Here is a 24,191-nt window from a genome sequence, read left to right on the forward strand (position 1 = left end):
CGCTCAATAGACTTCGGGCACGTACATGTCCCGCGGGATCGGGTGCCGGGTATAGTCGCTGTGCCGCACCCGATCGGGCAGCACCACCGACGCCTTGGGCACGTCCTCATAGGGAATCTGCGCCAGCAGGTGCGAGATGCAGTTGAGCCGCGCGCGCTTCTTGTCGACCGCCTCGACCACCCACCACGGCGCCTCGGGGATATGCGTGCGTTCGAGCATCAGCTCCTTGGCGCGGGTATAATCCTCCCAGCGGCGGCGCGATTCGACGTCCATCGGCGACAATTTCCACTGTTTGAGCGGATCGTGGATCCGCACGTTGAAGCGGAACTGCTGCTCGTCGTCGGTGATCGAGAACCAATATTTGAGCAGGATGATCCCCGAGCGGACCAGCATCCGCTCGAATTCGGGGGCGGAGCGGAAGAATTCCTCCACCTCGTCCTCGCTGCAGAAGCCCATCACCCGCTCGACCCCGGCGCGATTGTACCAGCTGCGGTCGAACAGCACGATCTCCCCCGCGGCGGGCAGGTGCGGCACGTAGCGCTGGAAATACCATTGGGTGCGCTCGCGCTCGTTGGGCGCGGGGAGCGCCACGACGCGGCACACCCGCGGGTTGAGCCGCTGGGTGATCCGCTTGATCGCGCCGCCCTTCCCGGCCGAATCGCGTCCCTCGAAGATCGCCAGCACCTTGAGCCCCTTGTGCTGGACCCAATCCTGCAGCCGGACCAGTTCGTGCTGGAGGCGGAACAGCTCGCGGAAATAGACGCGGCGGTCGAGCTGCTCATGCTCGGGATGATCGGAAAGATCGCGGAACATGGTTTCGAGCCGGCTTTCGTCGATCTCCATTTCCAGCTCCTCGTCGAAGCTGTCGGCGATCTCGCGCTTGATGCGGTCCATTTCGAAGGTCGGCTGGTCGGCGGATGAGGTCATGGCGCGCTTCCCGTTCTTCCCGTCGCGAAAAGGAGCGCGGCCGGACCGGGGAGGGGTGCACGGCCGCGCTCCCGGAGCGGCGGGCCGGCGGCGCGGGTGGGGTACGCCGCCGGCCCGCATCCCCGAAGTCCCGGTCATAATCGGCAGTGATGACAGATATTTGACGGCGTCAGGGATCGAGCAGCCGGGGGCCAGGGCCGGTCTCGGCCAATTTGTCCTCGGGATTGCGCAACGGGCACTCGGTGGTCGAGAGGCAGCCGCAACCGATGCATGAGGTCATCTGATCGCGGAGCCGGCTGAGCCGCGCGATGCGATCGTCGAGGTCGGCGCGCCATTCGGTCGACAATCGCTCCCAATCGTCGCGCGTCGGCGCTTCGCCGCGCGGCAATGCCGCCAGGCGCTCGGCAATCGTCGCCAGCGGAATCCCCGCGCGCTGCGCCACCCGGATGATCGCGATCGTCCGTAGCACACCGCGCCCGTAGCGGCGCTGGTTGCCCGCGCTGCGCACGCTCCACAGCAATCCCTTGGCTTCGTAGAAATGCAGCGTCGAGACCGCGACGCCGGCACGCGCGGCGATTTCCCCCACCGATAGCGACGGAGTCACACGATTGGAAACGCTAGGTTTCATTTTTTGAACCTTTTCCTCAATCTAGCTTGAGGTTCTATAGCGCCGCTTCCTCTTGCACAAGGAAGCAGCTTTGCCCCGCTCTCCCACCGCTTTGTCGGTCATCCGCTCTCGCGGCGCGGCGCCCCGCTCCTTCCTGCTCGAATGACGCGGGTCGCTGGGGCCCTTCCCCCCCTGCCCCCCACCCAAGCCCCCGCGTCCGTCGCGACCCGGCCGCCCATGCCGGGTCGCGACCTTCGTTCACCAGTTGCTTGCTTCGCCGGGACATCATGACTGAAACAGATATTTCGCTATCGCCCGGTGCGCATCCGCCGCGCGCGACGATCCGCACCGCCCTCATCGCGCTCGCGCTGGTGGTCGCGATCTTCGGCGCGATCTTCCTGTGGCGCGCGTGGCGCAACGCCGCCCCGCCCCCGGGCGCCCCGCCGCCGACCCGGGTGGTGGCGACCGTGGTGACCCCGGCCGACACGCCCGCCTCGCTCGACGCGGTCGGCTCGCTGCGCGCGGTGCGCGAGGTGATGCTCGCGCCCGAAACCGCGGGGCGCGTCACCGCGATCAACTTCACCGCGGGCCAGTCGATCGCGAACGGTGCGGTGCTCGTCCAGCTCTACGACGCGCCCGAACGCGCCGATCGCCGCCAGGCCGCCGCGCGCGCCGCGCTCGCCGCCGCGCAATTCGCGCGCTCCGCCAAGCTCGCCCCGCTCGGCGCGGATTCGGCCGAATTGCTCGAACAGCGCCGCGCCGAGCGCGACCAGGCCGCGGCCGCGGTGCAACAGCTCGACGCGCGGATCGCGCAGAAGCAGATCCGCGCGCCGTTCGCCGGCAGCCTCGGGCTGCGCAAGATCAACCTCGGCCAATATCTCAACCCCGGCGACGCGATCGCGACGCTCACCGCGCTCGACACGCTCTATGTCGATTTCACCGTCCCGCAGCAGGATCTCCCCGCCTTGCGCGTCGGCAACGATGTGCAGGTGGTGAGCGACGCCTGGCCTGGCCGCACCTTCACCGCACGGGTCAACGCGATCGAGCCGCGGATCGGCGAGGATACCCGCAACGTCTCGGTTCAGGCGGTGCTCGCCAATTCCGATCGCCGGCTCAGGCCCGGCATGTATGTGACGGCCTCGCTCGATCTTCCCGCCGAGCGCGGGGTGCTGACGCTGCCGGCCACCGCGATCATCACCACGCCCTCGGGCGACAGCGTGCTCGTCGTGCGCGGCGCCAACCCCCGCACGGCGGGCAAGGCGGCGCCGGTGCTGGTGACGACCGGCCGGCGCTTCGGCGATCGCATCGTCGTCACGTCGGGGCTCAAACCCGGCGATGTCGTCGTCACCGAAGGGCAATTGCGCGTCCAGCCCGGCGCCGCGGTGCGCATCGTTCCCGCCGCGGCGAAGGGAGCGCGCTGAGATGAACGTGACCGATCTGTTCATCCGCCGTCCGATCCTGTCGATCGTCGTCAGCACATTGATCCTGCTGGTTGGCGCGAGCGCGATGTTCCTGCTGCCGGTGCGGCAATATCCCAATATGGAAAGCGCGACGATCGTCGTCGCGACGCAATATCCCGGCGCGACGCAGGAGGTGATGCAGGGCTTCGTCACCACCCCGATCGCACAGGCGATCGCGACCGCCAACGGCATCGAATATCTCACCTCGACCACCGTGCAGGGCAAGAGCGAGATCAAGGCGAAACTGGTGCTCAACGCCAACGCCGATCGCTCGATGACCGAGATTCTGGCGAAGGTGCAACAGGTCAAATACCGGCTTCCGGCCGGCGCGTTCGATCCCGTCATCACCAAAATCACCGACGGCGCGGCGGCGGTGCAATATGTCGCCTTCGTCGGCAAGCATCTCACCACCCCGCAGCTCACCGATTTCGCCACCCGCGTCGCCCAGCCGCTGATCACCGCCGTGCCCGGCGTCGCCTCCGCCGATATCCAGGGCGGGCAGACGCTGGCGATGCGCGTGTGGGTCGATCCGGTGCGGCTCGCCGGCCGCGGCCTCACCGCGAGCGATGTCGCCGCCGCGCTGCGCTCCAACAATGTCCAGGCGGCGCCCGGCCAGGTGAAGGGCCGCGACACCGCGATCAACATCACCGCCGCGACCGACCTCACCAATGTCGATCAGTTCCGCCAGATGGTCGTGAAGAATGCGCCCGGCGGGCTGGTGCGGCTGGCCGACATCGCCACGATCGAGATCGGCGGCGCCAATTACGACAGCAGCGCGGCGACCGATGGCGAACGATCGGTGACGATCGCGATCTCCCCCACCCCCGACGGCAACCCGCTGGAAATCGTCAAGCGCGTCCAGGCGCTGATCCCCGCGATCCAGCGCGTCGCGCCGCCGGGGCTAAAGGTGGTCAACCAGTTCGACGTCGCGCATTTCGTCAATGCCTCGATCGAGGAAGTCACGCATACATTGGTCGAAGCGATCATCATCGTGATCGTCGTGATCTTCCTGTTCCTCGGGTCGCTCCGCGCGGTGATCATCCCGGTGGTCACCATCCCGCTCTCGCTGGTCGGGACCGCGGCGCTGATGCTGCTGTTCGGCTTTTCGCTCAACCTGCTCACCTTGCTCGCAATGGTGCTGGCGATCGGACTGGTTGTCGACGACGCGATCGTCGTGGTGGAGAATATCCACCGCCATATCGAAGAGGGGCTGCCGCCGCTCCAGGCCGCGTTGGTCGGCGCGCGCGAAATCGTCGCGCCAGTGATCGCGATGACGATCACGCTCGCCGCGGTCTATACCCCGATCGGGCTGATGGGTGGGCTCACCGGCGCATTGTTCCGCGAATTCGCCTTCACCCTTGCCGGATCGGTCGTCGTCTCGGGAGTCATCGCGCTGACCCTGTCGCCGATGATGAGCTCGTGGCTGCTCGACAGCCGGCTCACCGAAGGCCGGCTGGCGCAGGCGATAGAGCATCGCATGGAGCGGATCACCGCGGGCTACAGCCGGTTGCTCGCCGCGACGCTGGCGATGCGGCCTGCGGTATTGCTGGTCGGCGTCGCGGTGCTCGGGGCGATCGTCGTACTGTTCAGCGGCGCGCGCCAGGAACTCGCGCCGCAGGAGGATCAGGGCTATGTCTTCGCCCAGACCAAAGCGCCGCAATATGCCAATCTCGATTATGCCGAACGCTACAGCGCGCAGGTCGAGGGCATTTTCCGCAGTTTCCCCGAATATGTCAGCAGCTGGATGACCAACGGCACCGATGGCCCCAACAACGGCTTCGGGGGGGTCATCCTCAAGGAGTGGGCGGATCGCAGGGTCACCGCCGATCAGGTACAGGCCGGGATCAACGCCAAAGGCGGGGGGATCACCGGCGCCTATATCGCTGCCTTCCAGCCCGCCGCGCTGCCCGCCGCGACCGGCGGCCTGCCGGTGCAAATGGTGATCCGCTCGTCGGACGACTTTCTCGAGGTCTATCAGGTGATGGACAAGCTCAAGCAAGCCGCGTGGCGGAGCGGGCTGTTCGCTTATGTCGACAGCGATCTCGCCTTCGACAGCCCCGAGGCGCATCTGACGATCGATCGCGCCAAGGCCGGCGAGATCGGCGTGACGATGAGCGCGATCGCCGATACGCTCGCGGTGCTGGTGGGCGAGAATTACATCAACCGCTTCAACTGGCACGACCGATCGTATGACGTCGTGACGCAGGTGCCGCGCACCGACCGGCTGACCCCGGAAAATCTCGGCCATTATTATGTCCGCGCCGAGAGCGGAAAGCTCGTGCCGCTGTCGACCGTGATTAAGCTCGACATGCGCCACCAGCCCAACCGGCTGCCGCAATTCAACCAGATGAACTCGGCCACTTTGTCGGCGGTGCTCGCCCCCGGGGTGACGATGGGCGAGGCGGTCGGTTTCCTTCAGCGGCAGGACATGCCGGCCGGGATGACGGTCGACTGGCTCTCAGACAGCCGCCAATATGTCACCGAGGGCAACCGGCTGACGATCTCGTTCGTCTTCGCGCTGATCGTCATCTTCCTCGTGCTGGCGGCGCAGTTCGAAAGCTTCCGCGATCCGCTGGTGATCCTCGTCACCGTGCCGCTCGCGGTGTGCGGCGCGCTGATCCCGCTCTACCTCGGGTTCACGACGATCAACATCTACACCCAGATCGGCCTCGTCACCCTGATCGGGCTGATTTCCAAGCATGGCATCCTGATGGTCTCGTTCGCCAACGAGATGCAGCATCGCGAGGGAATGGATCGCGTCGCGGCGATCGAGCATGCCGCCGCGATCCGCATGCGTCCCGTGCTGATGACCACCGCGGCGATGATCGCCGGGCTCATCCCGCTGATCTTCGCCAGCGGCGCCGGTGCCGCCAGCCGCTTCGCGATCGGCATCGTCGTGGTGATGGGGATGATGATCGGCACCCTGTTCACCCTGTTCGTGCTCCCGACGATCTATTCGCTCGTCGCACGCGACCATCGCGCCGCGGCCGAAAGCGACCGCGCCCGCGACCTTTCCTCCGCCGGAGTTTCCCATGCTTAAGCCCGGCCTCGCGCTGTCGATCGCATTGCTCGCCGCCGGCTGCACCGTCGGGCCGGATTATCGCCCCCGCGCCGCCCCGCCGGCTGCCGAGGGCCGTTTCGTCACCCCGGTCGCCGGGGCCGACGCGGCGGCGGCGCTGCCCGACGATTGGTGGCGGCTCTATCGCGATCCCGTGCTCGACCGGCTGGTCGCGCGTGCGCTGACCGCCAACACCGATCTGCGCGTCGCCGCCGCCAATCTGGCGCGCGCGCAGGCGGTGTTGAGCGAATATCGCGCCAATCGCTTGCCGACCACCAATGTCTCGGCCGGCACCAGCTATGGCGACGCGCAACCGGGCATGGCGGCGCGCGATACACCGCAGGGCGCAGTCAACGCGGGGTTCGCCGCGGCGTGGGAGGTCGATCTGTTCGGCCGGGTGCGCCGCGCGATCGAGGCGGCGCGCGCCGATGCCGATGCGGTGGCCGCGGCGCGCGACGCGGTGCGGGTGGCGGTCGCCGCCGAAACCGCGCGCTCCTATGTCGATGCCTGCGCTTATGCCGATGCCGCGGCGGTGGCGCGACAGTCCCTCGGCATCGCCGAGGACAATCTGCGCCTCGTCACGCTCCGCCAGCAGGCCGGATCGGCCGCGCGGCTCAATGTCGAGCAGGCCGCCGCCGACGTCGCCTCTGCCAAAGCGCAGGTCGCGCCGCTCAATGGCCGGCGCGAGGCGGCGCTGTTCGAGCTTGCCGCGCTGATCGGCGAAACCCCGGCCGGGGTGCCGCACGAGGCGGCGGCGTGCCAAGCGGCCCCCGCCCCGATCGCGATGCTGCCGATCGGCGACGGTGCCGGGCTGCTGCGTCGTCGCCCCGACCTGCGCGAAGCCGAGCGCCGGCTCGCCGCCGATAATGCGCGGATCGGAGTGGCGACCGCCGATCTCTATCCGCGGATCAGCCTCGGCGGATCGGCGGGTTTCCTCCACAATCAGGATGTCTCGGGCGGCCAGTCCTTCTCCTTCTCGTTCGGGCCGTTGCTCTCCTGGTCCTTCCCCAACATCAGCGTCGCGCGCGCGCGCATCCGCCAGGCCAGGGCGCAAGGCGACGCGTCGCTCGCCACGTTCGACGGCAAGGTGCTGACCGCGCTCAAGGAGGTCGAACAGGCGCTCGCCGCCTATCGCGCCGAGGGGGTGCGGCGCGCGGCGCTGCTCGACGGCGTGGGCCGCGCGCAGGCCGCGTTCGACCTAGCCGATGCGCGCTATCGTGCCGGATCGAGCTCATATCTCGATCTGCTGGTCGCGCAGCGCACGCTGATCGGCGCCCGCGCGACGCTGGCGGATTCGACCCAGAAGCTGGGGTCGACCCGGATCGATCTGTTCAAGGCATTGGGCGGCGGGTGGCAGACCGCGCAATGACAGATCGATCCGGGCCGCGCCGCTGGAGCGATGTCGCGGCAGGCGGAGCCCCCTGCCGACTCGGCAATCGGATCGATGACTGCGCTAGAGGCGCTTCGTTGCCAGCGTCGCGATGAAGGTCGGCAGGAACCGGTCCATCACGAAGCGGGCGACGGGCTGGTCGTGAGAAAGCCGTCGATGCCGAACCCGGCCTCGATCTGCCCGCCGATCTGGTCGGCGAGGCTGTGGCCGAACACCAATGCCTCCCCGCGCGCGATCTTCGCGGCGCGATATGGCAAACGATGGACGTGGATAATCCTGTGCCGCCGGCGCGGCAAGCGCGGCGCGATGGAATCCGCAATCGCCGGACGGGCAATCGATAGATTCGGCGCGATTACAGGACCATGTGCAGGTCACTCCGCGACTGACGGCGCGATTACCGGTCCGCGCCGGGGATAGCAAGAAGCGCTGGCCTCGACGCCGCAACGGGAGGATAAACGCAGCGAACCGAGGGAGAGGATCGATGACCCGCCTGCTCGCGCTGCTCTGCGCCCTGCTCGCCGCGTCGCCCGCCGCCGCCGGCACCCGCGCGACCTATAGTGGCCACGCCGACCCCAAGGAGCTGGTGGTCGAGATCGCCGACGACGGGGCGGCGGCGCGCGTCTCGGCGCCGGGGCGCGACGATTACGGGCTGATGCTCGGCGATCAATTCTATCTGGTGAAGCCGCGCGACGGAAAGCCGCAGGTCGCCCGCGTCGCCGATGTCGCGGCGGCGCTCGATCGGGTGATGCCGCCGATCTTCAAGAATCTGTTCGGCGCGATGGGCGGCGCGATCAAGGCCAGCCCGCTCGACGCGGTGCGCGGCGGATCGAAAACCGTCGCGGGGGTGCCGGGCGAAATCTGGCTGGTCAAGGGACTCGACGACGAAAAGCCCGATGCCGCGACCGAGGTGGTCGTTTCGCACGATCCCGCGCTGGCGCCGGTCGGCCGCGCGCTGGCGGCGTTCCTCGAAAGCGGCATGGTGATGATGCGCCCGCTGATCGGCAACGGCGCGGCGGAAATGGTGCAGCAGAACCGGCAATTGTTCGCGCTGGGGACGCCGATCGCCTCGGCCGATCGCTTCACGCTCACCAAAATGGAGACCGTCGACGAGCCCGCCGCGCGCTTCGTCCTCCCCGCCCGACCCGCGACGGTCGATGCTTTGGTCGCCGAGATGAAGGTCACCCCGGCAAAATGACGCGAGCCGGCGGCGATTGAACTGCCGCGCGCCGCATGCCATAGCCCCGCGCCCTTCGGCCGGGCGGCCGTCCACCCAAGCGCCGGGAGCACGACATGGCAGGCAAAGACACGCCCACCGCGCTCGGGCTCGATTTCGGCACGACCAACACCGTCGTCGCGCTGGCCGACGGCAATGGCAGCTCGGACCTCGTCGAATTTTCGAGTCCCGGCGGTGGCGCCGACGCGGTGTTCCGCTCCGCCTTATGCTTCTGGGAAGACGAGAAGGGCTGGAACGGCATCGCGCATGAGGCAGGGCCATGGGCGATCGAGGAATATCTGCAATCCTCGCTCGACAGCCGCTTCGTCCAATCGTTCAAGAGCGTCGCGGCCAGCCCGTTGTTCGAGCGCGCGTTGATCTTCAACCGCCCGTTCCGCTTCGAGGATCTCGGGCGATTGTTCCTCCAGAAACTGGTCAAACACGCCGGCGGGCGGCTCGACCAACGCCCGCGCCGCGTGATCGTCGGGCGCCCGGTCGAATATGCCGGCGCGCGTCCCGACGCCGCGCTCGCCCGGCAGCGCTACGACCTGATGCTCGAGGCGTTCGGCGTCGAGCTGCACTATGTCTATGAGCCGCTCGGCGCGGCGCACAGCTATGCGACCCGGCTGACCCGCCCGGCGACGATCCTGGTCGCCGATTTCGGCGGCGGGACGACCGATTTCTCGATCGTGCGCGTCGCGGCGGCGGGCGCCGCGCAACGCTGCGTCCCGCTCGCCTCGGCCGGGGTCGGCATCGCGGGCGACCGGTTCGACCAGCGCATCGTCAGCCAGCTTATCCTGCCGCTGCTCGGCAAGGGCGGCAGCTATCGCTCGTTCGGCAAGTTGCTCGAAATCCCCGGCGGCTATTTCGCCGACTTCGCCGACTGGTCGCGGCTCGCGATGATGCGCAACCGCCGCACGCTCGACGAGCTGCGCCGGTTGCAGCGCGACGCGGTCGATCCCGCGCCGATCGGGCGGATGATCGCGCTGATCGAGCATGAACAGGGCTTCCCGCTGTACGATGCGGTCGGCCGGCTCAAGCGCGAGCTGTCGAGCGCGCCGCACGCCGAATTCCGCTTCAGCAGCGAGGGCGTGGAGATCGCCGCCGAGGTGCGCCGCGACGCGTTCGAACAATGGATCGCCGCCGATCTGCGCCGGATCGAGGCGGCGATGGACCAGGCGCTCGCCCGCGCCGCGCTGCCGGCGGACAGGATCGACCGCGTCTTCCTGACCGGCGGTTCGTCGCTGATCCCCGCGATCCGCGCGATCTTCACCCGCCGCTTCGGCGACGAACGTATCGCCTCCGGCGGCGAGCTGACCTCGATCGCGCACGGCCTCGCGCTGATCGGCGAGGCGGAGAATCTCGATCAATGGGTGGTGTGACGCCTCACGCCCCCCACGCTTCGCGATAGAGCCGCATCAGATTGCCGCCGAGCAGCTTTTCGATGCGTGCCGCCGGCCAGCCGCGCGCCGCCAGATCGTCCGCGAGCATACGGAACCGCATGTTGCTGTCATAATCGGCGACGATGTTGAAAACGTCAGGCCCCTCGCCCGGCGCGGCGATGCCCTTGCGCACGCGTTCCTCGTAGAATTTGCGCTGCGCGGCGCGCGCGGCATCATCGATCACGGTCTTGAAGATCATCCCGTCGGTGCCGATCGCGATATGGTCCTCGCCGCATACCTGGAGCGCATGCTCGAAATGCCGGAGCAGATCCTCGCGGGTCGGTTTGCTGTTCGCCGCGAGGAACGGCATGTAATAGATTCCGAACACCCCGCCCTTGTCGGCAAGCGCCTTCATCTCCGCGTCCGGGATGTTGCGCGGATTGTCGTTGAGCGCGCGACACCCCGAATGGCTGATGATCGGCGGACGCTTGGCATGCGCGATCGCTTCCGCGACGGTGCGTTGCCCGCCGTGCGACAGATCGAGCAGGATCCTGTGCGCCTCGATCGCCTCGATCGTCCGCCGGCCGAGATCCGAAAGCCCCGCATTGGCGGCCTCCAGCGACCCGTCGCCGGACAGGTTGCGCTTGTTATAGGTAAGCTGGATGATCCGCACCCCGAGCCCGTGATAGAGCTCGATCCGGCTGAGATCGGCGCCGATCGCGCTGGTATCCTGAAAGCCGTAGAACAATGCGACCTTGCCCGCCGCCTTGGCGGCGCGAATGTCCGCTGCGCTGGTCGCGCGGCAGAACATGTCGGTATTGTCGGTGATCGCCTGCTCGAGCGAGGAGATATTGCGCAGCGTCTTCTCGGCGACATCGGGATCGTTGCCGACCTCGTTGACGGTGCAATGGATCGCGGTGACCCCCGATTGTTTCAACTCCGCCCAGGCGCGCGGGCTGAACCGCGGGTCGCCTTCCTTGCCATAGGGATCGGCAAGCCCGCCGAGCCCGTCGATGACGATCGCCTTGTCATAGTCGCGATCGGCATATCGCCCCGGCACCGCGGCCGCGAGGCGGGAAAGCGCCGGAAGCGCAAGCATGCCGCCCATCAATGCGCGCTTCGACAGATGCATGTGACTTTTCCTCCCGTTGAACGCCCGAACGCTAGACCAATTGCGGGTTGCGAACATCCGCAAACTATCTCGCGGTTACATCGCAAGAATCGGGGTGGATCGTGCGGCCGCTGGCGGCAGGATCGCGGCATGCCCACATCCGTCGTCATGACCCCGATGCCGCGCCTTCGTTCGATCGGATCGCCCCACCGTGGCTGATCTGTTCGACGCCTTGCCCCCGGTCGAGCCGTCGCGCGTCGCGATGGCCGAGGGCGCGATGCTGCTGCGCGGCTTCGCGCTGCCGTTCGAGGCCGAATTGCTCCCCGCGATCGAGGCGATCGCCGCTGCCGCGCCCTTCCGCCATCTGGTGACCCCGGGCGGTCATCGCATGTCGGTCGCGACGACCAGTTGCGGCGCGACGGGCTGGGTGACCGATCGATCGGGCTATCGTTACGACGCGTTCGATCCGGCGACGGGCCGGCGCTGGCCGGCGATGCCCGCATCCTTCGCCGACCTCGCGGCGCAGGCGGCCGCGGCGGCGGGTTATCCGGCTTTCCGCCCCGACGCCTGCCTGATCAACCTGTATCTGCCCGGCGCGCGGCTGTCGCTCCACCAGGATCGCAACGAGCGCGATTTCGCGCAGCCGATCGTCTCGGTCTCGCTCGGGCTCCCCGCGGTGTTCCAGTTCGGCGGCGAGCAGCGCGGCGATCCCGCGCAACGCTTCGCGCTGCGCCACGGCGACGTCGCGGTGTGGGGCGGCGCGGCGCGGCTGCGCTTCCACGGCGTCCTGCCGTTGAAGGACGGCGATCACCCGCGGCTCGGCGGGCGGCGGATCAACCTAACCTTTCGGAAAGCGCGGTGACGTCGGCGACGTCGCCGCAATGTCGCGCAGCCGCCGCACGGTGACCGCGAGCGTCGGCGGCGCCAGCAAAGCGAAACTCGCCAGCCGGAAGAAATCGGGCTTCGTCCACGCCGACGATCCGAGGATCAGCCAGTCGAGCGCATAGCCCGCCGCGAGCACCAGTAGCGCGGCCAGCAGGAACCAGTGGAATTCGTCGCGCGAGGCGCGCCCGGCAAAGCGCGCATAGCGAAAGAACGGCCGCGTCGCATGCGCGACGATCGCCAGCCAGCGCTCCTCCGCTTCGGCGGTCATTCGCACGGATACCAGCGGCCATCGCTCGCGCGATAGCTGTCGCTGCGCTCGTCGTAATTGCCGTAGCGCGCGACGCAGTAACGCTGGCGTTCGCGCTTTTCCTTGTCCTTCTTGCCGCTGCTGGTGAGCGCCGCGACCAGCCCGCCGACGACGAGCACCCCGACCGCGCCCGCCACCGCGCCCTTGGCGACATCGTTCTTATGCCGGTCATGCTCGCGCCGGGCGCGCTCTTCGTCACGGCGACGGCGCTCGTCGTCGCGCTCGTGGCGCTCGTGGCGGCACCAGCGCGAATCGCGATTCTCGTAGCGGCTGCAGTCGCGCGACCAGCCGTCGTCGCCCCAGCCGCGCCGATCCTGCGCATAAGCGGCGCCGTCGACGACGATCACGCCCGACAGATAGGCCATTATCGAAACCGAAAGGCACATCTTGCGGAATCCGGGAACGACCATGTTCATCGATCTCACCATCCGATGCTGTGAAAGACCCACTCGTCCGCCGGCGCTGTCCCCCGGCGATCATGAGCAAAGACGGAGCCGGCGATCGATCACCTCAATCGCCGGCAAGTTTGATGCGTCCCGCCGCTGGAGTTGTCTGGGGGGGCGGCGGGACGCATCGGGCACTCAGAACTTCTGCCTGAGGCCAACCAGGAAAGAGGTCGATGTCGCGCGCGGCTTGTAATCGTGATCGAGCGACTTGCCCGCGATATTGGGCATCGTGCCGTCGATGGTCAGCCCGGTGACCTTCGAATAGCGCGCGCCGACTTCGAGCACGGTCGCCGGCGACACCGCGAAACCGACGCCCGCATCGAGATGCCAGCGGAAGCCCCAGTCGCTGCCCTTCATCGTGCTGCCGATCCCCGCGGTCGGCGTCTCGGCGCTGATCCGCGCGAGCCGCGCCGTGGTGCGCGCCGCGCCGATGCCGCCGCCGACATAAGGCGAGAACCCGCCGCCCATATTGAGGTCGTAATAAGCCGCCACGCCGAGGTTCAGCGTCTTGAGACGCCCGCTCGCTGCCATCTGCTTGCTGGCGAGCCGATCGAGATTGGCGCCCGCGCTGTCGTAGCCGACGGTGCCTTCGACGCGAAGCCCGCCGAGCTGATAGCCGAGCCCGATCTCGCCGACGAGGCCGGTCTTGAAATCGGCATCCTTGGGGAAGGTCGACGGCGCGGTGGCGTCCCCGCCCTTCATGTGCAGATCCGCATCGAGCTGCGGCCCGGCACGGAGCACGGCATAAGTGCCCCCCGCAGCCTGCGCCGCCGCAGCGGTGGGAAGCGCCGCGGCAAAGGCGCAGGCCAGGACGGCGGCCGCGCCGGTGATGCCGGGAATCGAGCGAGAAAACATAATCTTGTCCTTGCAATGCGATTGGCGCAGCCCGTTCGTTGCCGGTCTGCGAGGCTTGAGACGGCGCCGCGACGAAACCACCTCAAAGAAAATTTTGCGTGCCGGCGACCCGGGCGCCGCGGCGCGCAAGCTGGGGTCAAAAAGATGTGAGGCGCGCGCGCGTCCGCTCCGTCTTTCCTCGAAGCCGTGCGGAATCGACAGCCGCACGGCGGCGCCGTACGGCTGGCTTTGCGAGGGACATCAGCTTGATCCGATGAACGAATCCAATCTGCTATTGTCCACGTTCATGCAGCGCAGAGCGAGCCTGTTACGCTATTTCGCGGCGCGCGTCGGCGAGGCTGAGGCCGAGGATCTGGTGCAGGAAACCTGGCTTCGCGTGGCATCCCAGCCCGTCGTCGGCGAGGTCCGCAATCCCGCCGCCTATCTCTATCGGCTGTGCGGCAACGTCATGCTCGATCGGCTGCGACAGGAGCGCAGCCGCGCCGCGCGCGATGCCGAATGGCGCCGGGTGAACCGCACCCTCGTCGCCAACGGCGAGGAGGTGTGCGAGGACGTGCCCGCCGACAACGCGCTGATCGCGCGCGATCGGCTGCGCCGCATCCGCGCCGCGCTCGACGATCTGCCCGCGCCGGTGCGGCAGACGTTTCGCCTGCACAAATTCGAGGGGCTCTCGCACAGCGAGGTCGCCGCCGAGCTCGGCGTTTCGCGCAGCCTCGTCGAGAAACATATGATGCGCGCGCTCAAGCATCTGATCGCGAGGGTCGGGCGATGAGCGCGGGCCGTGTCGATTTTCATTGCGGTGGGGGCCGCCGGGCTTCGTCATCGGGGCTGGCTGGGTCGTCCTTCGGAAAGCAACTATCATGACCCCAACGGTTTATAGCGACGCGATGCGTGACGAGGCGGTCGCCTGGTTCGTCCGGCTGCAGGAATGCGACGACGAGACGGTGTGGCTCGAACATCAGGACTGGCTGGAGGCGGATCCAGCGCATGCGGCGGCTTATTCGGCGGTCGAGCGCCTCTGGATCGAGAGCGACGATCTGCCGCAGCTCGAGGCGGCCGAGCCCGCCGCCGAGGTGATCGAGCTAAGCGCGCGGCGCGCGGCGCGGTTCGGCCGATATCGCTATTGGCTGCCGGCCGCGGCCGCCGCGGCGATGGTCGGCGCGGTCTCGCTGCAGTTCGAGCGCGGATCGGGCGAAACCTATCGCACCGGGGCGGACGCGACGCGGGTCGTCGCGCTGGCGGACGGGTCGCGGATCGTGCTCAACCGTAATACCGAGGTCACCGTCCATCTCGCGCGCAACCGCCGCGCGGCCGAGCTCGCGTCGGGCGAGGCGGCGTTCGATATCCGGCACGAGGCGGATCGCCCGTTCGTCGTCGCCGCCGGCGGGCGCGAGATCCGCGTGCTGGGCACCGAATTCGACGTGCTGAACGACGCCGGCGCCTTCGGCGTCACGGTGCGCCGCGGGCTCGTCGCGGTATCCGGCACGGGCGGCACCGCGGCGGCGCGGCTCCCCGCCGGCACCGCGCTGCTCCGCCCGCCGGGCGCGAGATCGGACACCGTCTCGCGCGCCAACCCCGACGACGCCTTCGCCTGGACCCACGGGCAGCTCGTCTACGCCGATCGACCGCTCGACGCGGTTGCCCGCGATCTGGCGCGCTACGGCGGCGGGACGGTCAGCGTCGACCCCGCGCTGCGTGACATCCGCGTCACCGGGGTGATCCGCATCGGCGATCCCGCGACGCTCGATCGCCAGCTCGAACAATTGCTCCCGATCCGGATCGAGCGGCACAACGGCCAGCGCGCGATCGTACCGGCACGCCATTAGCCCCCGGGCGGGCGCCGCGCGCTTTTCGGCTCGACCCGCGCAGAATGTCACGCCACCTGTCGCTATCCGCCTCACTTTTTTGGGAATGAACGAATCCACGTGTCACGGCTTGTCGCGGGCCCCCTTCTCCTCGCTGCCGTTTCGGGCGTCGCGACGCCGGCCGGGGCTGCCGAGCGCGGCGGCGTCGCGCTGAACATTCCCGCGGGCCGACTGGTCGACGCGATCGTCGCGATCGGGCGGCAGGGCGGGGTGAATGTCGCGACGACGGTCTCCGGGCTCGGCGCGATGCGCACCAAGGGCGTCAAGGGCCGGCTGACGATCGAGGCCGCATTCGCGCGGCTGCTCGCCGACACCGGGCTGGTCGCGGTGCGGATCGGGCCCGATGCGTTCAGGATCGAGCGCGCCGCGCCGCCGCGCCCGCGCCAGCCGCCGCCCGCCCCCAGCCGGCCCGTCCCCCCGCCGCTCGTATCGCCCTCGCTCGTCGCCGAGCCGGCGCCCGATGTCATCGTCACCGCGGGCAAGCAGCGCAGCCCGCTCGAGCTCTATCCCGGCGCGGCGGCGGTGGTGTGGTTCGATACCCCCGCGCTGCGCAACGCCGGCGCGCGCGGCACCGCCGCGCTGGTCGACGAGCTGCCGGTGCTGACCTCGACCAGCCTCGGCCCCGGCCGCGAGAAGCTGTTTCTGCGCGGGATCGCCGACAGCAGCTTCTCGGGCTCCAGCCAGGCGACGGTGGGGCAATATCTCGGCGAGGTGCAGCTCAACTATAACGCCCCCGATCCCGATCTCAGCCTCTACGATATGGAGCGGGTCGAGATCCTCGAAGGGCCGCAGGGCACGCTCTACGGCGCGGGGTCGCTCGGCGGGGTGGCGCGGCTCATCCCGCATCAGCCCAAGCCCGGCGTCTGGGAAGGCAGCGTCCAGGCCGCGCTCGGCGCGACGTGGCACGGCGGGGTAGGCAGCGACGTCGCGGGGGTGCTCAACATCCCGCTGTGGCAGGGGGCGGCGGTGCGCCTGCTCGGCTATGGCAGCCGCTCGCCCGGCTATATCGACGACGTCCAGCGCGGGCTCAACGACGTCAACGACACGCGCAAGTTCGGCGCGCGCGGCGCGTTCCGGTTCGAGCCGGGGGATCATTGGTCGGTCGAGGTCGGCGGCGCCTTCCAGTCGATCCGCAACAACGACGCGCAATATACCGAGGCGACCGGCCGCCCGCTGTCGCGCGCCACCCCAATCGCCGAGCCGTCCGAAAGCCGCTTCTATCTCGCCCATATCACCGTCCGCAAATTGTGGGACGACGGCAAGGAACTGGTCAGCTCGGTCGCGCTGGTGCACAACCAACAGGCGACGATCTACGACGCGAGCAAGCCGACCGGGATTCCCGCCACCGCGGCTTATTCGCTCAACGACGCGCTGCTGCTGACGAGCGAGACGCGGCTCTCGCGGCTGCTGCCCGACGGGACCGGCTGGGTGGTGGGCGCGCATGTCACCGCGAGCGACGATCAGATGCTCTATCTGATCGGCGACGACGATACGCTGGCGTTCCTGCGCGGGGTGCGCAGCTATGTGCTCGATTCCGCCTTGTTCGGGCAGACCACCGTCGAGATCGCGCCGCGGCTGCAGCTCACGGTCGGTGGGCGGCTGTCGGCGATCCGGCTGCGCGGGTTTCAGATCCTGCCGACCCGCGACGAGCTCAAGCTCGATTTCGTGACCAACGATCGCGATACCGTCGTCTTCGCCCCCGGCGCGGCGATGACGTGGCGGGCGAACGACGCGTTTATCGGCTACATCCGCTACCAACGCGGCTACCGCGTCGGCGGCTATGCCGTGGTGCCGTTCGGCGAGGGGGGCAATGTGGGGGTGACCGCGTTCCGCCCCGATACGCTCGACGTGATCGAGGGGGGCGTGCGGTTCGGCACCCAGACCAGCAAATTGACCGGCAGCATCGGCGTGTCGACCGCGCGGTGGCGCAACATCCAGGCCGATCTTACCGGCCCGGACGGCCCGTTCACCGCCAATGTCGGCGACGGGCATGTCAACGGGCTCGAGCTGACCGCGAACTGGCAGGCGCGCGCCGGCATCAATCTTTCCGGCAGCATGTTCCTCGCCGACAGCGACCTCGACCGGCCGGCGCGCGACACCGTGATGCGATGCCGGCAGAGTCTGCCCAACGTCCCCGCGGTCACCGCACGGATCGGCGCCGATTATCGCAAGGTCTTCCCTTCGGGGCGGACGCTGACGCTCGGCCTCGGCGCGCGCTACGTCGGTCGGTCCTGGGTCGGCGTGGGGCCGCGGCTCCGCGTGCCGCAGGGCAATTACGTCCAGACCAACGCGCTCGCCGAATATCGCTTCGGGCGCTACAAAGTGTTCGTCGACATGCGGAATCTGTTCGACAGCAAGGGCAACCGTTTTTCGGTCGGCAATTTGCTCCAGACCGGCAATCTCGGCCAGCGCACCCCGCTCGAGCCGCGCAGCGTGCGGATCGGCATCGCCGCCGGTTTCTGATCCCTCGATGCGCCGCCACTGTCGCATAAGTCCTTAATCTGTAAGGAATGCAGGTTGCATTCGCCTCATGTCGAAATCATCGTTGCGACGGCTTGACCGATAGCGCTTTTCCGGCGCTGGCCCCCCTCGGTCCTGCCGGTAAAGAGACCGGCCGGGTGGACCCTTCCCGGCCGGCTCATTACCGGGGTCTCGCCGATCAGTTCGCCCGCCGGCCACGATCGAAATAGGTGGTCGGGGATACCCCCAATGCGCGGCGGAACATCGCGGCAAAGGCGCTCGGGCTGTCATAGCCATGTTCGATCGCCACCTCGAGCACCGAGGCGCCCGCCGCCAGCCGCGGCAGGCTGAGCAGCAGCCGCATCCGCCGCAGCCACTCGCCGACGCTCATCCCCAGCTCGCGATGGAACATCCGCGCGAGCGTCCGCCCGCTGACGTGGCATTCCGCCCCGAGTTGCTCGAGCGTCGCGGGCGCCCCCGGATCCGCGATCAGCCGCGCGCACAGCCGCGCGAGCCGCGGATCGCGCGGCATCGGCACGTGCAGATGGAGGCGCGGCGCCGCCGCGATCTCGTCGAGGATCAGCGCCATCACCCGCGCGTCGCGGCCGTCCGGCGCATAATCGAGCGGGATCGACGTCGCCGCGACGATCGCCTCGCGCAGAAACGGCGAGACCTCCATCACCTCGCACCCGCGCGGCAGCCCGGCGCGCGCGTCGTCGCGCACGAACACCGTGCGCATACTGACATGACCGGCGATGCGGATCGCATGTTCCTCGTCGGGCGGCATCCACACCGCGCGACCGGGCGGCACCACCCAGCTTCCCACGCCGCTGCTCACCGTCATCACCCCTGAGACCGTGTGGATGAGCTGCGCGCGCGGATGGCGATGCGGCGCGATATAGTCGCCGTCGGGATGATCGCTCGCCAGCGCCGCCACCGGGCGCGGCGCGCGCTCGCAATCTTCATAGCTGCGCATTTTGTCCATCTTGCGACGATGATTGTCATTCCTGAGCGAGAAGGACAAGCGATCGCGCTCTAAGGCTCACGGCCCCGCCAGCCAGGAAGCGCCGTGAACCGATCGTTCCGCACCCTTTGTCCGCCCCTTCTCGCCGCCTCGGCGCTCGCCGGCTGCGCCGCGGCGCCGTCGCAGCCGCCCCGCCCGACGATCGCGGCGTCGCCGACGCTGACCGACGCGGCCGTGACGACCCCCGCGGCGACGGCGGCGCAATGGTGGAAATTGTTCGACGAACCGGCGCTCGACGCGCTGGTCGAGGAGGCTTTGACCAGCAATCGCGACCTGCGTGTCGCCGCCGCGCGGCTGTTGCAGGCGCGCGCAAGCCTGAGCGAAGCGCGCGGCGCGCGGATACCGGCGAGCAATGTGTCGGCCGACGCCGGCGCGGGCAGCAAGCTGGAGGACCAGATCGCCGCGGTCGCGGCGGGAAGCGATCATATCCGAACCGGATCGCGCTTCGGGCTCGGCGCCGAGGTCAGCTGGGAGGTCGATCTGTTCGGGCGGATCGGCGCGACGATCGGCGCCGCGCGCGCCGATATGCGCGCGACCGCCGCGACGCAGGACGGGGTGCGCGTCGCGATCGCGGCGGGCGTGGCGGAAAGCTGGGTGACGGCCTGCGGCGTCGCGCGCCAGGCCGATATCGCGCGCCGGTCGCTCGCGCTCGCGCGGCGGGACCGCGATCTCGCCGAGCGGCTGCGCGCGGCGGGCCTCGGCACCGCCGCCGACGTGCTGCAGGCCGAGGCGCTCGCCGCGCAGGCCGAGGCGGCGCTTCCCCCGCTGGACGACGCGCGCCACCGCGCGCTGACCGATCTCGCGGTGCTCACCGGGCATGTGCCGACCGAGCTGCCGGCCGCCGCCGCCGAGTGTCGCGCGATCCCCCGGCTCACCGCGCCGATCCCGGTCGGCGACCCGGCCGCACTGCTGCGGCGGCGCCCCGATCTGCGCGCCGCCGAACAGGCGCTGGCCGCGAGCACCGCGCGGATTGGGATCGCGGTCGCCGATCTCTATCCGCGCATTTCGCTCGGCGCGATGGCGGGTTCCTCCTCCCCTTCGGTCGAGGGGCTCGGCGCGCGGCAGAATTTCGTCTGGCGCGCGGGGCCGCTGCTGTCGTGGAGCTTTCCCAATCTGAGCGCCGCCCGCGCGCGGATCCGCCGCGCGCGCGCCGGCGAGGTCGCCGCGCTGGCGGCGTTCGACGCCGCGATCCTCACCGCGCTCAAGGAGGTGAACCAGGCCGCCGCCGGCTATGCCGCGCTGCTCGATCGCACCGCACGGCTGCGCATCGCCGCCGATCGCACCGCGCGCGCCGCGATGCTCGTCCGCGCGCGGCGCAAGGCAGGGAGCGCCACCGCGCTCGAGGTGCTCGACGCCGACCGTTCGGAGATCGCCGCGCAGGCGACGCTGGCCGAGGCCGATACGCAGGTCGCGGTCGCGCAGGTCGCGTTGTTCAAGACGCTGGGCGGCGGCTGGGAACAGGCCCCCGCCGTCACCCTCCCCCATCCCGAAAGACCCAGCAGCGCCGCCGCCGCGGTGCCCCCTGCCGAGTAATCCCGCCATGACCGCTACCCTTGTTTCCGACACCCGATCCCCGCGCGCGCGACGCCGGATGCTGCTCGCGGGCGGCGCATTGCTGCTGCTCGCCGCGCTCGGGTTCGCGCTTCGCTGGTGGACCAGCGGGCGCTTCATGATCGAGACCGACAATGCCTATGTCCGCGCCGATGTCGTCGCGGTCGCGCCGCGCGTCGCGGGCACGATCGTCGCCGTGGCGGTCGCCGACAATCAGCGGGTGCGCGCGGGCGACCTGCTCGCGCGGATCGACGATCGCGACTATCGCATCCGGGTCGCCGACGCCGAGGGCGCGGTCGCGGCGGCGCGCGCCGATCTCGCCGCGGCGGCCGCACGCGTCGCCAATCTCGATGCGCGATCGGCGCAGCAGCGCAGCGCGATCGCGCAGGATGCGGCGGCGGTGTCGGCGCGCGCGGCGGACGCCGACCTCGCGACGCTCGCCTATCGCCGCCAGGCCGATCTCGCGCGCCAGCAGATCACCAGCGACCAGATGCTCGAAACCGCCGCGGCCGATGCGCACCGGACGCGCGCGGGCCTGACCGAGGCGCGCGCCAAGCTCGCCACGTCGCGCGACGCGCTGCCCGTGCTGGCGAGCGAACGGCGCGGCGCCACCGCCGATCTCGACAAGGCACAAGCTGCGCTGCGCCGCGCCGAGGCCGCGCTCGCCGCCGCGCGGCTCGATCTCGATCGCACCGCGATCCGCGCGCCGATCGCCGGACTCGTCGGGCAGCGCAGCGTGCGCGCCGGCCAATATGCCGATGTGGGCACCCCGCTGATGGCATTGGTGCCGGGCACCTCTTACGTCGTCGCCAATTACAAGGAGACCCAGATCGCGCGCGTCCGCCCCGGCCAGCCGGTCCGGATCGTCGTCGATGCGTTCGGCGGCGCAGAGATCGCCGGGCATGTCGACAGTTTCGCCCCCGCCTCGGGCGCGCAATTCGCCTTGCTGCCGCCCGACAATGCCACCGGCAATTTCACCAAGATCGTCCAGCGCATGCCGTTGCGCATCCGCGTCGATCCCGGCCAGCCGCAAGCGAGCGCGCTGCGCCCCGGCATGTCGGTGGAGGCGATCGTCGACACGCGCGGTGCGCGCCGATGACCGCGCAGGCGGCGACCGGGGCCGACCCCGATCACGTCTCGCTCCGCGCCTGGGTCGCGGTGCTGGGGGGCGTGGTCGGCTGTTTCATGGCCGGGATGAACGTCCATGTCACCAATGCCTCGCTGCCCGATGTCCGCGGGTCGCTCGGCGCGTCGTTCGAGGAAGGATCGTGGATCACCACCGCCTATCTGGTGGCGGAGATCATCATCATCCCGATGACCGGCTGGCTGGTATCGGTCTTTTCCACCCGGCGGGTGCTGATGGTCGGCACCGGCGGGTTCGTGCTCTTCTCGATCGCCTGCTCGCTCGCCCCCGATATCAACACGATGATCGTCGCGCGCGCGCTGCAGGGGGCGTTCGGCGGGGTGCTGATCCCCTTGTCGTTCCAGATCATCGTCACCGAATTGCCGCCGTCGAAACACCCGTTCGGGATGGCGCTGTTCGCGGTCGCCAACAATGTCGCGCAGGCCGCCGGCCCGTCACTCGGCGGCTGGCTGACCGACGCCTATAGCTGGCGCTGGATCTTCTATCTCCAGGTGCCGCCCGGGCTGCTGCTGCTCGCCGCGATCGGCTGGGCGACCCCGCGCAGCCCCTTGTCGCTCGACAAATTGCGCGGCGGCGACTGGGGCGGGATCGTCGCGATGGCGGTCGGGCTTTCGGCGTTGCAGATCGTGCTCGAGGAGGGCGGGCGCAAGGATTGGTTCGCCTCCGGCTATATCGTCGCGATGAGCGCGGTCGCGGCGCTGTTCCTGATCGCCTTCACCGCGATCGAGCTGCGCCGCCGCGACCCGCTGATCAACCTGAGGCTGCTCGCGCGCTACAATTTCGGGCTCGCCAGCCTGATGCAATTCACCTTCGGCGCGATCGTCTTCGGGGTGGTCTTTCTGGTGCCCAATTATTTCGCCGAGGCGCACGGCTATAGCGCCGCGCAGATCGGCGTGACGATGATCCCCTACGGGCTGATCCAGCTCGTCATGTCCTTCGCCACGCCGCGGCTGATGAAATGGACCAGCGTCAGGACGATCATCATCCTCGGTTTCGTCATCATGGCGGCGGGATGCATGATGAACATCCACCTCGACGGCGACGCCGCGGCCAACGTCATCGTCCCCTCGCTGGTGGTGCGCGGCATCGGCCAGTCGTTCATCGTCGTCGCGCTCGGGGTGATGGCGGTCGACGGGCTGGAGAAATCGGAGGTCGGCTCGGCCTCCGGATTGTTCTCGACCGTCCGCAACGTCGGCGGTGCGATCGGCATCGCCGGGGCGGGGCAGTTCGTCGTCGAGCGCGAAAAGCTCCACGCCGCGCGGATCGGCGAGGCAGTGAGCCCCTATTCGCCCGAATTCCACGAACGCATGATCGCATTGGTCCGCAGCTTCGCACATCAGCAGATCGATCGCGTCAGCGCGCTTCACGCCTTCCAGACCGCGGGATTGCGCCAGCGCGCTTTGGGGCTGATCGACCGTATCGTCCACCACGAGGCGCTGCTGCTCGCCTATAGCGACGCCTTCCTCGTCGCAGGGGTGGCGATGCTGGCCTGCGCGAGCGGCGGCTTCCTCCTCAAGCGCAAGGCGGGATAGCGACCGTATCGGTCTATCGGCCAATACAGTCGGACGATTTCGTACCGATCTGTTCCTGTTTCCCGCCTCGCCGCCGCTTTATCCGCCGCCGACGAAAGCGAGGATCTATGGAAAGAACCACCGCCGGTTGGGGCAGCGGGCTGCTGGGCGTGATCATCTTCAGCGGGTCGCTGCCGGCGACGCGCGTCGCGGTGCTGGATTTCACGCCGTTGTTCGTCACCTCGGCGCGCGCGGTGATCGCCGCATTGCTCGGCGCGACCTTCCTCCTCGCGCTGCGCCAGCGCCGCCCGGCGCGCGGCGACCTGATCCCGCTCGCGATCGTCGCGATCGGGGTGGTCGTCGGCTTTCCGCTGCTCACCGGCGTCGCGCTCCGCCATATCACCGCGGCGCATTCGGTCGTCTTCGTCGGGCTGCTCCCGCTCGCCACCGCGATCTTCGCGGTGCTGCGCGGCGGCGAGCGACCCAAACCCGCCTTCTGGATCTTCTCGATCGCGGGCGCCGCGGCGGTGACGGGGTTCGCGCTCTACAATGGCGGCGGCGGATCGCTGACCGGCGACCTGCTGATGGTCGCGGCGATCCTGTTGTGCGGACTCGGCTACGCCGAAGGCGCGACGCTCTCGCGGCGGCTCGGCGGGTGGCAGGTGATCAGCTGGGCGCTGCTCGTCTCGCTACCGGTCATGGCGGTGATCGCGCTCGCCACCCTCCCCGCGCATTGGCACGGGATCGGCTGGCACGCCTATGCCGGGCTCGCCTATGTCTCGCTCTTCTCGATGATGCTCGGCTTCGTCTTCTGGTATCGCGGGCTCGCGCTCGGCGGGATCGCCGGGGTCGGCCAGCTCCAGCTGCTCCAGCCGTTCTTCGGGCTGCTGCTCGCCGGCGTGGTGCTCGGCGAGCCGGTGGCGTGGAGCATGATCGCCTCGACCGCGATCGTCATCCTGTGCGTCGCGGGCGCCAAACGCTTCACCTGACGCGCG

General features: G+C 69.1%; 20 protein-coding genes. 13 read left to right on the top strand and 7 right to left on the bottom strand.

Annotation, left to right across the window (positions count from 1 at the left end; translation table 11 throughout):
- Nucleotides 1-3: 3 nt before the first annotated feature.
- Entirely contained in the window at nt 4-927 is a 924-nt protein-coding gene (ppk2, locus tag NED98_RS01895; protein ID WP_265311683.1) for a polyphosphate kinase 2, read from the bottom strand.
- Nucleotides 928-1,096: 169 nt separating this feature from the next.
- Nucleotides 1,097-1,555 (bottom strand): redox-sensitive transcriptional activator SoxR, encoded by a 459-nt coding sequence (gene soxR / locus NED98_RS01900; RefSeq protein ID WP_265311684.1) that lies wholly within the window; start codon nt 1,553-1,555, stop codon nt 1,097-1,099.
- A 266-nt stretch (nt 1,556-1,821) separates the two neighbouring features.
- Between soxR and NED98_RS01905 the strand changes: the two genes are divergently transcribed.
- The 5 genes from NED98_RS01905 (at nt 1,822) to NED98_RS01925 (ending at nt 10,037) form a co-directional block, all read left to right on the top strand.
- Entirely contained in the window at nt 1,822-2,955 is a 1,134-nt protein-coding gene (locus NED98_RS01905) for an efflux RND transporter periplasmic adaptor subunit (RefSeq protein WP_265311685.1), read from the top strand.
- 1 nt (nt 2,956) lies between these two features.
- Nucleotides 2,957-6,034: an efflux RND transporter permease subunit gene (locus NED98_RS01910; RefSeq protein ID WP_265311686.1), complete on the top strand. Its 3,078-nt coding sequence runs from the start codon at nt 2,957-2,959 to the stop codon at nt 6,032-6,034.
- Nucleotides 6,027-7,421 (top strand): efflux transporter outer membrane subunit, encoded by a 1,395-nt coding sequence (locus NED98_RS01915; protein WP_265311687.1) that lies wholly within the window; start codon nt 6,027-6,029, stop codon nt 7,419-7,421. The genes NED98_RS01910 and NED98_RS01915 overlap by 8 nt, the downstream gene beginning before the upstream one ends.
- Nucleotides 7,422-7,923: 502 nt before the next feature.
- Nucleotides 7,924-8,637: a hypothetical protein gene (locus NED98_RS01920; RefSeq protein WP_265311688.1), complete on the top strand. Its 714-nt coding sequence runs from the start codon at nt 7,924-7,926 to the stop codon at nt 8,635-8,637.
- Nucleotides 8,638-8,732: 95 nt separating this feature from the next.
- Nucleotides 8,733-10,037: an Hsp70 family protein gene (locus NED98_RS01925; RefSeq protein WP_265311689.1), complete on the top strand. Its 1,305-nt coding sequence runs from the start codon at nt 8,733-8,735 to the stop codon at nt 10,035-10,037.
- 4 nt (nt 10,038-10,041) lie between these two features.
- On the opposite strand, the gene NED98_RS01930 is transcribed toward NED98_RS01925, so the two are convergent.
- Nucleotides 10,042-11,169 carry a dipeptidase gene (locus tag NED98_RS01930; protein ID WP_265311690.1) on the bottom strand — a complete coding sequence of 376 codons (1,128 nt, stop codon included), beginning with the start codon at nt 11,167-11,169 and terminating at the stop codon, nt 10,042-10,044.
- Between the two features lie 190 nt (nt 11,170-11,359).
- Between NED98_RS01930 and alkB the strand changes: the two genes are divergently transcribed.
- Nucleotides 11,360-12,010 carry a DNA oxidative demethylase AlkB gene (gene alkB, locus NED98_RS01935; RefSeq protein WP_265311691.1) on the top strand — a complete coding sequence of 217 codons (651 nt, stop codon included), beginning with the start codon at nt 11,360-11,362 and terminating at the stop codon, nt 12,008-12,010.
- Here the strand turns inward: alkB and NED98_RS01940 are convergent.
- The 3 genes from NED98_RS01940 to NED98_RS01950 all read right to left on the bottom strand — a co-directional run bounded on the left by NED98_RS01940 (nt 11,987) and on the right by NED98_RS01950 (nt 13,641).
- Entirely contained in the window at nt 11,987-12,301 is a 315-nt protein-coding gene (locus NED98_RS01940) for a DUF805 domain-containing protein (protein WP_265311692.1), read from the bottom strand. The genes alkB and NED98_RS01940 overlap by 24 nt on opposite strands.
- Nucleotides 12,298-12,756 (bottom strand): hypothetical protein, encoded by a 459-nt coding sequence (locus NED98_RS01945; RefSeq protein WP_265311693.1) that lies wholly within the window; start codon nt 12,754-12,756, stop codon nt 12,298-12,300. Before NED98_RS01945 ends, NED98_RS01940 begins: the two co-directional genes overlap by 4 nt.
- 165 nt (nt 12,757-12,921) lie before the next feature.
- Complete coding sequence (locus NED98_RS01950; protein WP_265311694.1) at nt 12,922-13,641, bottom strand: outer membrane protein; 720 nt, start codon at nt 13,639-13,641, stop codon at nt 12,922-12,924.
- 253 nt (nt 13,642-13,894) lie between these two features.
- On the opposite strand from NED98_RS01950, the gene NED98_RS01955 reads away from it, so the two are divergent.
- The 3 genes from NED98_RS01955 to NED98_RS01965 all read left to right on the top strand — a co-directional run bounded on the left by NED98_RS01955 (nt 13,895) and on the right by NED98_RS01965 (nt 17,969).
- A complete protein-coding gene (locus tag NED98_RS01955; RefSeq protein WP_265311695.1) occupies nt 13,895-14,413 on the top strand; it encodes an RNA polymerase sigma factor in 519 nt (172 codons plus the stop codon).
- An 88-nt stretch (nt 14,414-14,501) separates the two neighbouring features.
- Complete coding sequence (locus NED98_RS01960) at nt 14,502-15,467, top strand: FecR family protein (protein WP_265311696.1); 966 nt, start codon at nt 14,502-14,504, stop codon at nt 15,465-15,467.
- A gap of 99 nt (nt 15,468-15,566) precedes the next feature.
- Nucleotides 15,567-17,969 carry a TonB-dependent receptor gene (locus NED98_RS01965; RefSeq protein WP_265311697.1) on the top strand — a complete coding sequence of 801 codons (2,403 nt, stop codon included), beginning with the start codon at nt 15,567-15,569 and terminating at the stop codon, nt 17,967-17,969.
- 196 nt (nt 17,970-18,165) lie between these two features.
- On the opposite strand, the gene NED98_RS01970 is transcribed toward NED98_RS01965, so the two are convergent.
- Nucleotides 18,166-18,942 carry an AraC family transcriptional regulator gene (locus tag NED98_RS01970; protein ID WP_265311698.1) on the bottom strand — a complete coding sequence of 259 codons (777 nt, stop codon included), beginning with the start codon at nt 18,940-18,942 and terminating at the stop codon, nt 18,166-18,168.
- Nucleotides 18,943-19,035: 93 nt separating this feature from the next.
- Here NED98_RS01970 and NED98_RS01975 point away from each other — a divergent pair, with 93 nt between their 5' ends.
- The 4 genes from NED98_RS01975 to NED98_RS01990 all read left to right on the top strand — a co-directional run bounded on the left by NED98_RS01975 (nt 19,036) and on the right by NED98_RS01990 (nt 24,185).
- Entirely contained in the window at nt 19,036-20,523 is a 1,488-nt protein-coding gene (locus tag NED98_RS01975; protein ID WP_265311699.1) for an efflux transporter outer membrane subunit, read from the top strand.
- Nucleotides 20,524-20,530: 7 nt separating this feature from the next.
- Nucleotides 20,531-21,640 (top strand): HlyD family secretion protein, encoded by a 1,110-nt coding sequence (locus NED98_RS01980; protein WP_265311700.1) that lies wholly within the window; start codon nt 20,531-20,533, stop codon nt 21,638-21,640.
- Complete coding sequence (locus tag NED98_RS01985) at nt 21,637-23,217, top strand: DHA2 family efflux MFS transporter permease subunit (RefSeq protein WP_265311701.1); 1,581 nt, start codon at nt 21,637-21,639, stop codon at nt 23,215-23,217. The genes NED98_RS01980 and NED98_RS01985 overlap by 4 nt, the downstream gene beginning before the upstream one ends.
- Before the next feature lie 107 nt (nt 23,218-23,324).
- Nucleotides 23,325-24,185: a DMT family transporter gene (locus NED98_RS01990; RefSeq protein ID WP_179514419.1), complete on the top strand. Its 861-nt coding sequence runs from the start codon at nt 23,325-23,327 to the stop codon at nt 24,183-24,185.
- The last annotated feature ends 6 nt before the right edge of the window (nt 24,186-24,191 follow it).

This window comes from Sphingomonas lycopersici, from assembly GCF_026130605.1.
Classification (GTDB): domain Bacteria; phylum Pseudomonadota; class Alphaproteobacteria; order Sphingomonadales; family Sphingomonadaceae; genus Sphingomonas; species Sphingomonas lycopersici.